Here is a 14,004-nt window from a genome sequence, read left to right as displayed (position 1 = left end):
GACGGCCCGCCTGCTCCTGACGGATGCCCATCAACCAGCCGGCTTGCTCGCCCATCAGCAGACGTGCGCGTCAACAGGGCCGCGAGCGGATGCTGTCCACGCCAGCGCACCGGGTGGAGGCACTGCCCAATGGCTCCGTCCTCCTGGTGACGTGGCCCACCGCCGCGGACTTCGCCAGCGACGAGGCTCGTGTGGCCCAGGCCCGTGCCCACGTCCACCTCCGCCCGGAACTCGACTTCTCCACCGTGCTGCGCACCCTGCGCGAGCGCAGCGCCACGCTGGCCCCCGTGGAGCCCCGCTTCCACTCGGACGTGGCTCCGCTCCTCTCCCGCGTGGTTGACCTGAGCTCCCTCGGCGAGCGCCAGCGCAGGATTGCCGAGCTCAACGCGTACCAGCCGCCCGAGCCCGAGGAGTGGCTCCCCGCCGATTCCGCCCTGCCTTCGGACGTGGAGAGCCCCCAGCGCGTGCGCGAGCACTACGGCTACCTCGCCGAGCACCTCGTCGCGCTGCTGCACACGAACGTGCCCTCGGTTTTCGAGGAAACCCCCGAGTCGCTCACGGATGTCGACTCCCGGTTCTGGTTCGAGAATTTTCCGGAAGTCTTCGAGCGGGAGAAAATCGACGAGCACGCGGTGCCCGCCGTGGGCGCGTACCTGGGAGAGGTGCTGGTGCGCAACCTGGGAGGACAGTGGATACCGCGCAAGAAGCTCGGGGAGGCGCAGGTCCTCGTGGGCAACCGCGTCTGGCTGCCCATGATTCGCGCCCATCGGTACATGCGTTCCCGCCAGTCGCTGCTGGACTACTCCCTCACCCAGCTCTACCGCGTCGCCGCGCGCCACCGCTCCTGAGAATGGGGGGCTGCGCCCGGGGGGCGTTCGCCTCCTTCGGCCCGGGAGGTGTCGGCAAGAAATGAGCGCCGCGGGCACCGGTTGAACCTCAAGCCCGGCGAGCCGCCACGGCGCGAACGTCGCCATGGCGGGCTCTCCCTCAGTGGATGGTGGGCTTCTGCGAGCTGTGCCCGAATCGGGGCTGTAGGTCGTCTTCGCAGAGATCTCGGCGGCGAGCTGCGCGCGCACGACCTCCGTGACGGCGTAAACCCTCGGCCACATCCCCAACAGCAGAGTGGCTCGCGCCGCATTGACGGGCGCGAGGTCCGCGACTTGGTTCATGGGGGTGATCGTTGATGACTCGTAGCACCACGTTCAGGTGCTCCCACGGGTAGCGCCTGTATGGTCGGCAGCTGCTGAGCAAGCGCCACTGCGTCGCCGCAGCCCCGATTTGTAATCAGGAGGCGTCGGCTCGTGCTCGGGGCGATCCGGGGAGCACCGACTCTGTGGCCCGGTACCTTCGCCATGTGCCCCTGCGGCACGGATTCAGGGGCACGAGGGGGCCCGGGCGGGAGCGAGAGCTTGCGAGAACACCGTGCCGCTGGGCGTTGGCGCTTCCCCGGGACGTAACCGACTGAACGCCCGCGTACCCGCCCGAACAGTTCGGGCTTCACCGCGAACCGCGTCAAATGCCTGGAGTTAGAGGGAAAAAGTGGCGGTAGAGCATGAGAATCGAACTCACCAGGGACGCCTCTCAGCGCCCCTCACCGGTTTTGAAGCCCCGCCACCCCGATCCGCGAGGTGCCCGGAGGGATTGAGGGTCGGCCGGTTTCCCTCTGGAGCGGGGCGGGTGGAGCGTCCATGGAGGTCCACCCGCGTCCGTTCATCTTGGGTACAGCCTGGGTACGAATCGGCCCGCCCGACCAAGCTCCTTCATCATGGGCCGAGCAAGGACGGAGGGAGACTCTGGATGAAGTTCTTGAACTGGGCCTTGCGGACTCGGATCGTCCAGCCCGCCCTTGCCTGTGGGCCCGGCGGGTGGATCCGGATGCGCAGCCATTTCGGGTCACTGTCCGGCTCAATCGTCAGTACGCGCGGACTGCCCTTGATTGGGGACCTTCCATTGATGCGTGGCATGGGGGCACCATAGCGCTACTTGTGCGACTTGCTACGATCCTGGGTTCGCTCGCGGTACAGGCGGTCCAGTTCGCGATGGAACTCCTCTGGGTCCGAGAACTGGTCGTACGCGCGCCGACCATCCGCTGTGACCGTCCAGCAGCCGCGAGGCTGCTTCCGGAACCAGCCCACTTTGGTCGCCCCGGTCGTTCCCCACGATGCCCTGTCGATCTCGTCGTCGTCCAAGTTCATTCGCTCAACGAGCTGGTCCAGGACCTTGGAGCCCTTGATTCCAGGGGCATTGATGACGATCTCGAACAACGCCCTGACGATCTCGCCTCTGCGCCTGTGGCCGATTGCTCCGCGCTGGCTCATGGAACCGTTCTCCTGTTCTTGTTGTTCAAGGGCCCCGCGACATTCATGGGGGACGGGCTTCATGCCGCGTAGTTGTGCGTCTCTCGGAGATGGGCTCCACGTTACGGGAAAGTCACGCCGGAGAGCGTGATCGTGCGCAGCCCGCCCGAGTCCCACAGCTTCAGCGTGAACGTTCCGTGGGCTGCATCGGGCGTCGCCTCCGCCTCCACCACGACACGACACCCTGGATTGCAATTTGAGGGCACATCGCTCCAGACCGTCAGAACCTTCAACGACGTGCCGGTCTTGCTCACCAGCGACGCCCCTTCTGCTGTCCAGGGATTTGCGGCATCCGGAGTATCAAAAAGTACATCCATGGCTACGCGGACAGGGGATCGATAACTCCAGGCTCGGTTGACCCTGAGAATCTCGCCCGGACGCTGGCGGATCGCCTCGTTGACGAGAAGGAACTTCGCGGCGACTCCCTGCTCGCGGACAATCAAGCCGTTGGCCAGGAGGCCCGCGATCCCGCCCGGTCCCTCATGCTCCGCGCGTAGCCGCTCGTTCTCCTCGCGGCACTGCTGGGTCTCCGCGCGGGCATCCTTCGCTTCCTGCCGGTACGACTCCGCCGTGCGTGGCTGGCGCCATACTTCGACAAGTCGCTCCACACGCGCGGGGTGCGCGACCAGGATGAAGGCTGCACCGGACGGGACAAAACCGTCCAGGAACCGCACAGTGAGTCGCAGGCGCTCGCCGGGCAGGATCTGCTCCGAGGGCACCAGCCGGAGCGTGCTCCGCCCAACGTCCACGAGCGAGAAGCGCTTTGCACCTTCGAGCACGATCTTCTCCGTGGCGAGGTCGGAGTCGAACTCGAACGTGGTGGAAACGCCTGGGCTTATCTGGACCTCGGGTGTCTGCGTCGCCTCAGAGTTCTCGGCCGGGATCTCAACGCGACGCACACCGAGACTCGGGGCCACAGGACGCGGTTGTGCGGTCGCGGCTCCGGACAGGAGCGTGAGCACCACGAGAACAACGATGGGTGACGCGGGCACGATCAGTCCTCACTCGAAGCGGCGGACGGCCTTCAGGTCCATGGTGGAGTAGACGATGGCAGTGCTGGGATCGCTCGTGGGCTCTCGCTTTTGGATTCCGATGGCATTGTCCTGGGGGTCGAGGAACTGCACGCAGACCGGGATGCGCTCGTTGTCAGGAGTACGCGCCTCTGTGAGCCGCCCGTAGACACGTTCCGGGCCTACGATGAGCCGCCCGGAGAACAGCGTCGGGGAGGGTAGGTTTCCCCATCGGCGGATCATGCGAATCGTGGTTTCTCCCTCGCGCACCGTGATGAACCTGGAGGTCTCGGGGCGCAGGTCGAAGGTGGATTCACCCCTGCCAGCCCCACGTGCGAAAAGGCCGAGCTTTTCCATGGCCTCAACGGCCCCAGGAGGACACTCCTCGGGCGGAGGCGTTGGGCGCACCTGGGGGCCAGGGCAGGCCATCGCCATGCAGACCGCGACACCGAGGCCGAGCGCCTTGCCAACGGCTCCGCCCCGGAGGCGCTGCGGCTCGGGCTCGGGGGATACGCTGGTGTTCTTCTTCATCTTCACGGAAGCCTTCTCCTGGGAGAACGTCGCGGGAAGGGCGACGGCCGCAAGGGTGGGCGCGCCATCGAGCGCGGCTGCGGCTGGGTCAGCTTCCAGTGGCATCCAGGGGGCCGCCACTTCCTGGCCGGGAGCCCAGGACGCGAGCGCGAGCGCGGGAGATGCGGGTGGTGAGTCCGTGGCCACAATGGGATGGGGCTCCAGTCCGTGACGTGCGGCAGGAGCAGGGGCGGGCGTCAGGTTGCGCGCGAGCACCAGCACGCCCACGCTCAAGCCCACCAGCAGACTCATCCAGATCGCCACGCGCAGGACATTGAAGTGAAGGGCACGTGCCGGGGGCGGCGCAGGCGGGGGGCCGGGGCGTGCATGAGCTGGGGGTGGCAGCTCGGCCTGGATGGCCACCGCGTTTGACTCCGAATCGTGCGCGGCATCTTCCGCTCGTTGACGCGGCCCCCGGCGAGGCCGGGCCTTGCGCTTCTTCAACCACTGCACCAGCTCGTCTTCGCCCGCGTGCGGCACCTCCGCGAGCGTGGTGGCGGTGTCCGGGCCATAGGCGTCGCAGAGCTTCACGTCCCAGGACTCGTCCGCCTGGGCCAGCAGGGCCTCCAGCTCCGCGCACAGCGCGTCGGCGTCCGGGTGACGCTCCTCGGGCTCCTTGGCCAGCAGGCGCATGCACACGGCACTCAGGGCCTCGGGGACGCGCGAGTTGAGCACGTGGGGTGGTTTGGGGGCGCGGTTGAGCACGGCCTCCACCCCTGCGGCCTCGTCCGGGAGGAAGGGCTGCCTGCCCGTCAGGAGGCAATAGAGAACGACGCCCAGCGCGTACAGGTCATCCGAGGGGCCGGGCTGGTAGGAGCGGCCACGCTCGTCCCCGTGCTCCTGCTGGAAGCGCCATGCCTCGGGCGCGCGGTACTCCGGCGTGCCCGGTGGCAGCACGCCGCCGGTGATGCTGGGGGCGCTCTCGTACCCGCCCGCGCCGAAGTCCACCACCACTGCCTCGCCGTCCGAGGTGCGCTCGATGACGTTGCTCTCCTTCAGGTCTCGATGCACCACCTTCGCCCGGTGCGCGGCGCCCAGCCCGCGCGCCACGCCGCGCACCTTGAGCACGACCTCGCGGGCCGAGGGGTTCTCCTCCCTGGCCCACACGTCCAACCGGCGCCCCTCCACGTAGTCCATGACGATGAAGAAGTATTGAGGCGCCTCGTCCGGCCACTGTCCGTGCCCACGGATGCGTACCAGATTGGAGTGCTTGAGCCGCAGGAGGATGGCCACTTCGCGCTCGGCCCACTCGGCCAGCCCCCAGAGTGGGATGAGCTTGAGCGCGTAGAGCCGCCCTCCACGCCGGGCGCGGTACACGGCTCCGAAGCCTCCGGCCCCCAGCTTCTCCTCCACGAGGTACCCTCCGATGTCCGTGCCCGGGGGGACGACGGGATGCAGACGCGGGCTCAAGTGTCCTCTCCTTCGGCGGGGCGTGTGGGGTCGGCGTTCCTGGACATGCTCTCAACCGGTAGCGGATCTCATACGAGTTCCCACCGCGAAGTGGCGCGGGAGAAGGGTAAACCTTGAGCGGATACTATCGTTGAACCTGATGAGCTGTATGCTCGGAGTGCCGCCCACGCGGCATTCTCCTCTTTCTCCCAGGTCTCCTCATGTACGCGAAGCTCTCCCAGCAGATTGGAACCCATGTCCGCGCCGCCCGGCATCGGGCGGGCCTGTCGCAGGCCCAGGTGGCCGAGGCCATCCACGTGCCGACGCTGGTGTTCAGCCGCCTGGAGCGCGGCAGGTTGCTGCCCAGCCTCCCCACGCTGGTGGACCTGTGCGGTGTCCTCCGAGTCCCCGTGGACCTGATCCTGGGCGGCAATGGCTTGGCGGTCTCTGCCCCCGAAGGTTCCGGCCAATAGGCACGGTGCCGCCTCGTGACGGGGTGCGGATCGCGCATCGACACGGCCGCCAAGATGCGGCAGGAAGGGGCGTCCCCGAGGCGCGGGCCCCCTGCCCGCGCCAGACCTGGTTCTCGGTGTTCCTGGTACCCCGACGCATGAACGAAGAACTGGCGACCCGAATTGGAAGTGCCGCCCGAGAGGCCCGGACGCAGCTCGGGCTCACGCAGGCGGAGGTGGCCGAGAAGCTGGGCCTCGCGCACATGGTCTACAGCCGTCTGGAGCGCGGGAAGATGCTGCCCAGCGTCCAGACGCTGCTGCGGATATGCTCGGTGCTGCGCATCTCCTCGGACGAACTGCTGGGGCTCTCGGACGCGGAGGAGGGAGCGAAATCGGGCAAGGGGGCGCGAGGGCAGGGCGGGGCGCCCAAGCTGCGCCAGCTCACCGGCCTCGCGCGCAAGATGGACGAGGACCAGCTCGATGCCCTCGTGAAGGTGGCCCAGGTGTTGTTGCGCTGAAACGACGCGGGCCCACACCTGGGGCCCGCTTGCTTCCAGGAATGTTCGGCCGCCCGTTCTCACTCTTCGTTCGGCGCGGGCGTGGCCTCGTCGGCGTCCAGTCCCTCGGGGAAGATGCCTTCTTCGTCCAGTTCCACCCGGTCGCGCAGGACGGACGCCTCCGACAGCATCCGCGCCAGCTCCTCGCTCGCCTCCTTCCGGCCGAAGCGCTGTGACTCCGCCGCGAGCGCCGCCCGCAGCGCATCGCGCATCTCGGCGGCCGTGGCGTAGCGCTCGGAGAGCTTGCGCTGGAGGGCCTTGTGGACGATGGCCTTGAGCGCGTCTGGCAGGCCCGCCATCGCGTTCTCCACGTCCTCGGGGCGGTAGCGGTTGACGAGCGCGATCATCCGCGTGAGGGGCACCGAGGGCATCTCCTCCGTCTTCACGTCCACGGTGGCGTTGGGGGCCTTCTCGTCCTCCACGTCAAAGAGGTGCTTGCACGTCAGCATCTCCAGGAGGACGAGGCCCAGAGAGAAGATGTCGGACCGGCCATCCATGGGCTTGCGGTGCAGGTACTCGGGCGAGGCGTACGCCACGTCGCCCTTGAGCAGGAGGCCCGGCGTCTCCTCCCGGCCCACCATGAGCGAGTAGGTGGCGCCGAAGTCCGTCACCTTCACCTCGCCGCTCCGGGCCACGCGGATGTTCCGGGGCGCCACGTCGCGGTGAATGATGCCCAGCGGCCGGTTCTCCGAATCTCTCAGCGTGTGCGCGTGGTGGAGGGCGTCGGCCACCTCGGCGGCGATGTAGAGGGCGAAGGGCGCGGAGAGCGGCTTCTCGCGCATGGTGGCGAGGCTGATGATGGTGTCCAGCGTGGGGCCGTCCACGTACTCCGCGATGACGTGCGGCCGGTCGGCGTGGATTTTCAGGTGATGGACCTGGGCGATGGCCGGGTGGTGGAGGCGGAAGGCGAGCTGGACCTCCTCGATCAGCCGCTGGCAGCGCTCGAAAGTAACGGGATTGCGCAGGCGCTTGATGGTGACGAGCCCGGCGAGTCCATGGGGGAGGTGACGCTCGGCCAGGAGCACCACCTCGCCGTTACCCCGCCGCTCCAGCGTGCGGATGGCCTCGTACGTGGTGGTCTCGACTGTGAACCGGAGCCGGGGGCGGGCGCTCTCCAGGTCGGAGGTGTTCTCCGGCGTCGGGTCCTCGATCTGCGTTTCGTCGGTCGGAGTGCGGTCATCGGTCATGTGCGGCCTCCAGGTGGGAAGGGACGCGCGGCGGGCACTGGCTCGGGCCTCCCGGCTCCCTGGTGGGGCCTCGGCTGCGGGAGACGGGGCCGGTGGCGATCGCGGTCCAAGGTCTACTATTCATAAACCCAAAAGGTATTACAAGCGACCACAGGACTCGGCCGAGTGCGTGCGGCGGTTCGCCTGCCCGGTGCGCGCGTTCTGCCGCAGCTGCATGCCCTGCGTCCCACCTCTAGGCACTGGCCGCAGGGAGCTTGAGCAGGACCGTGCGGTCCAGGAGACGGATGAGGTCGTGCTCGTCCGCGTTTGCCATCATCCAGTCCGCGATCATGGCCTCGGGTGTGTCGCAGCGGTTCTTGCCGCAGGAAACGATCTCCCGCGTGAAGTGGTTCAGGTACAGGACCTCGATCTCGCCGGTGCTCAACCGCCTGATGGACCACTCGGCCATAAGCCCTCCGTTCACCGACGAGCCGGAGGGGCGCACCGGTTTTGAATCACGTCGTCGTTGATGGTGGCGACGAGCACCTGCGAGTTGATGATGTCGCAGCCGCCGTACATGACGACCTTCCGCAGCTTGCGGTAGTCCACGTGCTCGGAGGCGCAGCGGCAGAAGGGCCTGGAGTCACCGTGGTCGCCGCCCATCATGTTGCCGAGCGCATACAGCCCCTGACACGAGGAGATGAACGTGCGCCGCAACTTCTCGCTCGTACACATCGCGCTCTCGCTCGCGGCGGCCACCTGCGCAGCTTGGCGCTTCTGTTCGGCCGCCAGCCTCTCGGTCTGGAGCCTCTGGTTCACGAGCGCCGGATCTGGAACCGGGCTGAGCCCCAACTCGGCGGCCAGGATCTCCAACTGCTCCACGGACTCCATGTTCATGCGCTTGGACAGGAAGCCGACGACCAGGGTGGCAGGTGCCCAAGACGTGCCGTTCCTCTGCATGTCGTCGGTCACCTGCTGGAAGAAGGGTCTGGCCCATGCCTTCTCGGCGTACCCGTACGCACGCGGCCCTTCGGGCTGGCCGCCAGCGTGGAGGATGCTCCGAAGCTCAAAGGCGAAGTGGGTACGTCGTGCGTTGCCATACCCCCAATTGAAGTAGCCCGAGGGCGACACCGCCACGTGAACCAGAACGAAGCGCTCGGTTGCTGAATCCGGATCGGCCAGCAGCACCTGGAGAGGCGTCGGCAGCTCCGCCAGGGCACGACGTGCTCCGCTCGGAACATCGTGGTCGCATGCGGTCAGGACGGTCTGGAGATCCATGAGCAGCATGCCGCTTGATTTGATCTCTTCGAGTACCTGGGGAGCGCAGTCCTCCGGTCCGAACTGGCCCGCGTCCTCAGCATCGCGCACAGGATTCTCCCGAGGTGATGCGGGCAAGGTCTGGTCGGGCGCGAATGCGTCCGGCGTTGCCTGAGCGCCGACCACGAGGAAGCCGATCACGCCCACGGCAGCGGCTACGGCAAGAACGGCGGTCAGGCTCTTCGTCATCCAGGGCCCCGGGCTTGAGGTTCGTCCAGGACGAACTGGTGAACGGGGCCCAGGTCGTAGTCAAGCCGGATGCCCCGTCGCCGCACCCCGGACCCGCTCGCGAAGACTGTGGGCGCCCGCATTCGCCAGCTCCGTGAGGAGTCCGGGCTCACGATGGAAAAGCTCGCCTACGAGAGCGATCTCGGCTCGAAGGGGTACCTCTCTGACATCGAGAAGGGGCTGGCCCGTCCGACCCTGCGCACGTTGAAGGTGCTGGCGGACCACCTGGGAGTGTTGCCGCTGGACCTCCTGACGTTCCCCGAGGATGACGAGCGGCAACGCCTCGTGGACCGCATCCGCACAATGTCCTCGGCCGAGATCAAGAAGCTCTCGAAGGCGCTCGCGGACCAAGACCAGCGGTAGATGGCGCCCGACATCGGCCAGCAGGCGTGGGCCCTCAATCCCAGGAGAACGCCGGTCGCTTCGGGGGCACCGGCTCGGTGTTTTCCCCTACGAGCACACGACCATCGTGATCACCGGGGGCGGGTCCGGCAACCTGGTCCTGCGGCACCACGCGCGGCTGTACCGGCTCCGATGCTGGCGGCCCGGTCGCGGTCGGCGAAGGGGCTTCGGTTCCGTTTGCCACATGGCGATCTCCAATGCCGTGGCCGCTGGAGTCGCTGACGGTTGCCGCCCGGCAACCATCAGGGACCAACGCGCTCCGTTCGAGCATCGACCGGAGCGTCGCGTTTTCATCCCGAAGCCGCTGAAGCTCTGCGTGGATCTCCTTCTCTTTTCGCTGGCGGTGCAGCCGTAGGGTACGCGCAGGCAGCCCTGGCGCGGCCGTGGCCGTGAACTGCTCCGAGGTCAGCCCGGACTTCTCCCAGGCCGCGATCATCGCGTCCAGGTACTCCGTGCTCCAGCGGGTGCCACGGCTCATACACGTAAGGTTGCCGTCCGGTGTACGCCGCGAATCCCCCCTTCCTGCCCCTGACGATCCTCGGCTCAGGATAGCGCGGTTGGACAACTGAGCCGTGTACCTCATGCGCACTCACCGCGTGGATGCGCTTAGGGGCCTACATGCGCCCTTGCCCACCACGGGGGAGGTCTGGAGCCTGAATTCGATACATCCATATCAACACCTTCCCGCGCGTGGTGCTCGGTGCCGCCCCTCGGGGCGCAGAAGGCCAGCAACTCAATTCGATATCTCTTCGGTATGGACAACTCGACGAACCTCAATGAATGCAGCAGCAGTGACACCAACACCGACACGGGGAGCAACACGAACACGTCGAAGTTCTCTGCCGCATCGCAGGCGGCTCTGACTGAGCGTGGCATCACCGTCGAAACCGCGATCAAGGCCGGGATTCGCGCGTACTGGACACAGGAAGAGGGAGCTGAACTTCTCGACCTACGTGATGGCCACCGGTACATCCCAGCCCCTGGCCTCGTGATTCCGTACTCGGGCTGCGACGGGTACGTGAAACTGCGGCCCGATGATCCTCGGGTACCGGTCCCCGAGGACCAGGTGCCGCACAGCATCGCGGTCGAGTACATGCGCGACCCGCCGCCGCAGTTCATCGAAGGCCCGAAGTATCTATGCCCGTGCGGCAAGGGCTCGCTCGTGTACTACCCGTTCGGGCTGGATGACCCTCTCCTGCGCTCGGCCACGCGCATCTGGATCTGCGAGGGCGAGTTCAAGGCACTGGCGCTGCGTCAGGCAGGGCTCGCGGCCGTTGCCATCCAAGGGGCGCAGAACGGCGGCGATGGCAATGCGCGCTGGATCGCGAAGTGTGAGGGCAGGGACGAGCGCGTGCTCGCCGAGGGGCTGAAGCGGCTCGCCGTCGCGGACAAGACCTTCATCATCTGCTTCGACTCCGACGTGGACACCAACGGGAACGTCCTCTCGGGCCTCCACCAACTCGGTGTGCTCCTTGCCGGAGAGAGTGCCACCGTCGAAGTCGCGTACCTGCCGCACGAGAAGGGGGAGGAGAAGCTGGGGATCGACGATTACCTCGCCGTGTCCTCTCCGGAGCTGGAGTGCCGTCTGGAGCTTCTTCAGGACTCGGTTCGACCATTCAATGTGGCCGAGGCCCTGGACTGGCTGGAGCAGCATTGGGACGACATGAACCGGAAGCAGCAGATGCTCGACTTCGATCGGGTTGCGAAGCTCGCGCGGCTCTTGCTCAAGAGGCACGACTTCAACCGGTGGCAGAGAGAGGCAAAGAAGAGGCTCAGCGGTATCAACGAGGACGAGATCGCGAACCACGCATCTCCTGCCGAAGTGCTCACCGCCGAGGCCGCGTACACGAACTTCGGGACCGCGAAGCTCGTGGAGCACTGCGTCCCGGTGCTGAACAAGCGGTTCGCGCTCCTGCGGGCCGAGGATGGCATTGAGCGCATCTTTTCGATGAACACCCGCCGAGAGGTGAACCTGCTCCACGGTGACGCGCACCTGCGACAGGTTCTTCATGACCACCTGAAGGCGCGCTTCGGTCAGATCCCGCCGGACAAACTCCTCGGCGATGCGATCCTGCTCTGGAAGAAGGAATGCCCGCGCCTCGTGGCTGAGCCGGAGCCGTTCTGCTTCGAGGGGGACCAGCGGCTCTGCTTCAAACGCTTCGACTGGCAGCCCACCCAGGCCCCTTGCCCGGCATGGAGTGAGTTCCTGGAGCGGCTGAGTGACCGCGAGACGTTCATGGCCTACGTCTGGTCCTGCTTCGAGCCGAAGAACATGGGACGCCAGTATCTGTGGCTCCGGGGCGAGGGGCAGGATGGGAAGTCCGTGGTGCTCGGTGTGTTGATGGAGGTGTTCGGCCCGGCTGCCACGGGCATCACGAACAGCCACTTGAAGGGCAACCAGTTCGTCTACAGCGCCTTCTACGGCAAGCGCCTCGCGGTCTACGCCGACTGCAAGAACCCCCGATTCGGCATGATGGAGATCGTCCGGAACCTCACGAGCGGCGATCACGTCCTGGTCGAGTACAAGGGCCAGACGCCGTTCTCGTACCCGCTCAAGACCAAGCTGTTCGTGGCCAGCAACCCGAAGCCGGAGATCAGCAGCCAGAACTCGGACCGCTCCAGGATGCTCTACATCGAGATCGCCGAGAGCAAGCGCAAGGACGACCCGACGTGGCGGTCCCGGCTCATGGTCGAACTGCCGGGCTTCCTGTGGATGTGCAGGCTCATCTACCAGCGCCTGTGTCCGCATCATGGTGACCTGCCACTGACGGACACCACGCGCGCGCTCCAGGATGAGCGCGCTGCCTCATTCGAGCAGAAGTTCCAGGACTTCTTCGACGAGAACTTCGTCTTCGCCCAGGGCGCGAAGCTCACGGCCAGCATCGTCTCGAAGCGAGCGCGCGCCGAGCACCTGAGCGACAACGAAATCAGCGACTTCAAGCAATGGATGGAGCGCACCCATGGCATCAATTACCGGCGCTCCAACTCCGAGCGGTATTACGAGAACCTGGCCGAAGGGAGGAATGAGCTACCACTCCCTCCGGAGGCGTTTCCACAGGTGCTGCGGGGACCGGTTCGCTGATGACGACCGTGACGGCCGGAGTGACAACCGGAGCCGTTGAGGCTGTCACTCCGATCTCGCTCGGGTAGCGCGTCGGTGACACCCGTGACGACCCTTTGATTGAGTCAGAAGAAGCAGAAGAGACAAGGAACTGCCCCCTTCTTCTGGCCCGACCGAACCGGGTCGTCACCGGGCGTCACGAGCGCCGTCCTCCACCGCCGTGGTTGTTAGGGCCCTCGGCTCGATTCACACCTTCGACACCATCCACCGGCTCCGATGGGGACCGGTCGAGTACAAGTCCATGTTCGAGAACCTCAGCTACATCCGTGCAAACTCCTTGCTTGCCCGAACGGAACCACCGTCGGATTTCATTCCTATTCCCATTCCAGTCTTCCGACCTGCCGAGACTGTTGAAGACCATGAGCCCGCGCCCCTGGAATGCGCCATCCTCCAGGAGTTGGCCGAGATCAAGCGCGAGGTTTGTGCGCTTCGCGCTCAATCGGCCACGCTGAATGCCTCGGCCGTGCCGCTGGAGCGCGCAGAGACGATGCTCGGCTGCAAGCGGGCACAGATCTTTAACCTCTTGGCGCAAGGCCGGTTGAAGCGGGCCCCGAAGGTCGGGCGGTCCGTGATGATCACGGTGGCGAGCATCGAGGCTCTGCTCGCGGAGGGTGTGCCACGGAAGGGCAACACGCAGCTGACGAAGCCAAGGGCGAGCCTTGGCTCAAAGAAGAGAGGGGCACAAACTCGAAGTTGTGAGGGCATCAAGGTCTTGAATGCCCTTGAGTGTGCGATCCGCGAGATAGCGATATAAGGGGAAACCGCTCAGATGGCAGGCGCATTCAACCAGTGGCGCATTGGTACTGCCCGGTCAGATCGGAATCCTTCCCGAGGAGAAAAGCACTTGGGGAGCAGAGGCAGCGACCGAGTGACAATGGGCTCTAATCCATTTTGTTCTTGAGGGCGCGAACCTCCTCTACTGCGGCATCGTACGCCGCAAAGACACGGGCTGTTGCTGCTTCAAGCACCGCAAGAACATCGGGTGGCAACTGGAGGTCATCCGTACCGAAGTGCGCCTTCCATGCATCGATCCGGGCTCGCCGCGCCGCAAAAGCATCGGGCGTCGTGCACTTGCTCTTGAGGAATGGTTCCCACGGAAGATCTCTCTTTTCGTTCCCATTGCATGCCGCACATGCAAGCACCCGATTACCGATGTGATTGCGCCCTCCCAGTGACACGGGAATCAAATGATCCACATGGCCTTCTCTCGCCGCACGATTGAGCTTCCGGCCACAGTAGCCACATGCAGAGCCAAAGTACGACCAGACACGATCCTTCTCTTCATCCCTTAGCTCCGGGTCGACAATCAAAAGTAGCGAACTCTTGATCGTGCTCTTGGCTTGAGAAGACGTTGGCTTTCCCAACTTGATATTCCTTTTTAAACAAACGAAAGGGGACCACGGCGCCAGCAGTTGCCCGATCATCTCCTCCACCG

13 protein-coding genes and 1 pseudogene are annotated in these 14,004 nt (G+C 65.8%); 6 read left to right on the top strand and 8 right to left on the bottom strand.

Features of this window, described 5'->3' with window-relative positions:
- Nucleotides 1-77: 77 nt before the first annotated feature.
- A pseudogene (locus K8638_RS42340) lies at nucleotides 78-848 on the top strand (hypothetical protein); the annotation flags it as partial.
- Between the two features lie 1,131 nt (nucleotides 849-1,979).
- Here the strand turns inward: K8638_RS42340 and K8638_RS42335 are convergent.
- The 3 genes from K8638_RS42335 to K8638_RS42325 all read right to left on the bottom strand — a co-directional run bounded on the left by K8638_RS42335 (nucleotide 1,980) and on the right by K8638_RS42325 (nucleotide 5,347).
- A complete protein-coding gene (locus tag K8638_RS42335; protein ID WP_223760476.1) occupies nucleotides 1,980-2,318 on the bottom strand; it encodes a hypothetical protein in 339 nt (112 codons plus the stop codon).
- Nucleotides 2,319-2,419: 101 nt separating this feature from the next.
- The gene (locus K8638_RS42330) at nucleotides 2,420-3,319 is read right to left on the bottom strand and encodes a DUF2381 family protein (RefSeq protein WP_223760479.1); all 900 of its coding nucleotides are present in this window, start codon (nucleotides 3,317-3,319) and stop codon (nucleotides 2,420-2,422) included.
- Between the two features lie 39 nt (nucleotides 3,320-3,358).
- A complete protein-coding gene (locus tag K8638_RS42325; RefSeq protein ID WP_223760475.1) occupies nucleotides 3,359-5,347 on the bottom strand; it encodes a serine/threonine-protein kinase in 1,989 nt (662 codons plus the stop codon).
- A gap of 200 nt (nucleotides 5,348-5,547) precedes the next feature.
- Between K8638_RS42325 and K8638_RS42320 the strand changes: the two genes are divergently transcribed.
- Nucleotides 5,548-5,799: a helix-turn-helix domain-containing protein gene (locus K8638_RS42320; protein ID WP_223760474.1), complete on the top strand. Its 252-nt coding sequence runs from the start codon at nucleotides 5,548-5,550 to the stop codon at nucleotides 5,797-5,799.
- Nucleotides 5,800-5,936: 137 nt separating this feature from the next.
- Nucleotides 5,937-6,296 carry a helix-turn-helix transcriptional regulator gene (locus tag K8638_RS42315; RefSeq protein ID WP_223760473.1) on the top strand — a complete coding sequence of 120 codons (360 nt, stop codon included), beginning with the start codon at nucleotides 5,937-5,939 and terminating at the stop codon, nucleotides 6,294-6,296.
- 59 nt (nucleotides 6,297-6,355) lie between these two features.
- Here K8638_RS42315 and K8638_RS42310 read toward each other — a convergent pair whose 3' ends face one another.
- The 3 genes from K8638_RS42310 to K8638_RS42300 form a co-directional block, all read right to left on the bottom strand.
- Entirely contained in the window at nucleotides 6,356-7,522 is a 1,167-nt protein-coding gene (locus K8638_RS42310; RefSeq protein WP_223760472.1) for a serine/threonine-protein kinase, read from the bottom strand.
- A 232-nt stretch (nucleotides 7,523-7,754) separates the two neighbouring features.
- The gene (locus tag K8638_RS42305; RefSeq protein ID WP_223760471.1) at nucleotides 7,755-7,970 is read right to left on the bottom strand and encodes a hypothetical protein; all 216 of its coding nucleotides are present in this window, start codon (nucleotides 7,968-7,970) and stop codon (nucleotides 7,755-7,757) included.
- A gap of 11 nt (nucleotides 7,971-7,981) precedes the next feature.
- A complete protein-coding gene (locus K8638_RS42300) occupies nucleotides 7,982-9,007 on the bottom strand; it encodes a hypothetical protein (RefSeq protein WP_223760470.1) in 1,026 nt (341 codons plus the stop codon).
- Nucleotides 9,008-9,076: 69 nt separating this feature from the next.
- Here K8638_RS42300 and K8638_RS42295 point away from each other — a divergent pair, with 69 nt between their 5' ends.
- Nucleotides 9,077-9,409, top strand: a complete 333-nt coding sequence (locus K8638_RS42295; protein ID WP_223760469.1) for a helix-turn-helix domain-containing protein — start codon at nucleotides 9,077-9,079, stop codon at nucleotides 9,407-9,409.
- A gap of 34 nt (nucleotides 9,410-9,443) precedes the next feature.
- Here K8638_RS42295 and K8638_RS42290 read toward each other — a convergent pair whose 3' ends face one another.
- The gene (locus K8638_RS42290; protein ID WP_223760468.1) at nucleotides 9,444-9,926 is read right to left on the bottom strand and encodes a hypothetical protein; all 483 of its coding nucleotides are present in this window, start codon (nucleotides 9,924-9,926) and stop codon (nucleotides 9,444-9,446) included.
- 276 nt (nucleotides 9,927-10,202) lie between these two features.
- Here K8638_RS42290 and K8638_RS42285 point away from each other — a divergent pair, with 276 nt between their 5' ends.
- Together K8638_RS42285 and K8638_RS42280 are read left to right on the top strand one after the other, a co-directional pair.
- A complete protein-coding gene (locus tag K8638_RS42285) occupies nucleotides 10,203-12,530 on the top strand; it encodes a DUF3854 domain-containing protein (RefSeq protein WP_223760467.1) in 2,328 nt (775 codons plus the stop codon).
- 280 nt (nucleotides 12,531-12,810) lie between these two features.
- Nucleotides 12,811-13,323 (top strand): hypothetical protein, encoded by a 513-nt coding sequence (locus K8638_RS42280; protein ID WP_223760466.1) that lies wholly within the window; start codon nucleotides 12,811-12,813, stop codon nucleotides 13,321-13,323.
- Between the two features lie 127 nt (nucleotides 13,324-13,450).
- Here the strand turns inward: K8638_RS42280 and K8638_RS42275 are convergent, their stop codons facing one another.
- Entirely contained in the window at nucleotides 13,451-13,993 is a 543-nt protein-coding gene (locus tag K8638_RS42275) for an HNH endonuclease (RefSeq protein WP_223760478.1), read from the bottom strand.
- Nucleotides 13,994-14,004 lie beyond the last annotated feature (11 nt).

This window comes from Myxococcus sp. RHSTA-1-4 (assembly GCF_020037125.1).
GTDB lineage: Bacteria > Myxococcota > Myxococcia > Myxococcales > Myxococcaceae > Myxococcus.
Note: the sequence above shows the minus strand (reverse complement) of the source record. Positions and strands in the feature narration are given on the sequence as shown.

Coding starts and splice junctions, on each gene's coding strand:
- K8638_RS42335 (WP_223760476.1), bottom strand. CDS start 2,318: ATGAGCCAGCGCGGAGCAATCGGCCACAGGCGCAGAGGCGAGATCGTC.
- K8638_RS42320 (WP_223760474.1), top strand. CDS start 5,548: ATGTACGCGAAGCTCTCCCAGCAGATTGGAACCCATGTCCGCGCCGCC.
- K8638_RS42315 (WP_223760473.1), top strand. CDS start 5,937: ATGAACGAAGAACTGGCGACCCGAATTGGAAGTGCCGCCCGAGAGGCC.
- K8638_RS42310 (WP_223760472.1), bottom strand. CDS start 7,522: ATGACCGATGACCGCACTCCGACCGACGAAACGCAGATCGAGGACCCG.
- K8638_RS42305 (WP_223760471.1), bottom strand. CDS start 7,970: ATGGCCGAGTGGTCCATCAGGCGGTTGAGCACCGGCGAGATCGAGGTC.
- K8638_RS42300 (WP_223760470.1), bottom strand. CDS start 9,007: ATGACGAAGAGCCTGACCGCCGTTCTTGCCGTAGCCGCTGCCGTGGGC.
- K8638_RS42295 (WP_223760469.1), top strand. CDS start 9,077: ATGCCCCGTCGCCGCACCCCGGACCCGCTCGCGAAGACTGTGGGCGCC.
- K8638_RS42290 (WP_223760468.1), bottom strand. CDS start 9,926: ATGAGCCGTGGCACCCGCTGGAGCACGGAGTACCTGGACGCGATGATC.
- K8638_RS42285 (WP_223760467.1), top strand. CDS start 10,203: ATGGACAACTCGACGAACCTCAATGAATGCAGCAGCAGTGACACCAAC.
- K8638_RS42280 (WP_223760466.1), top strand. CDS start 12,811: ATGTTCGAGAACCTCAGCTACATCCGTGCAAACTCCTTGCTTGCCCGA.
- K8638_RS42275 (WP_223760478.1), bottom strand. CDS start 13,993: ATGATCGGGCAACTGCTGGCGCCGTGGTCCCCTTTCGTTTGTTTAAAA.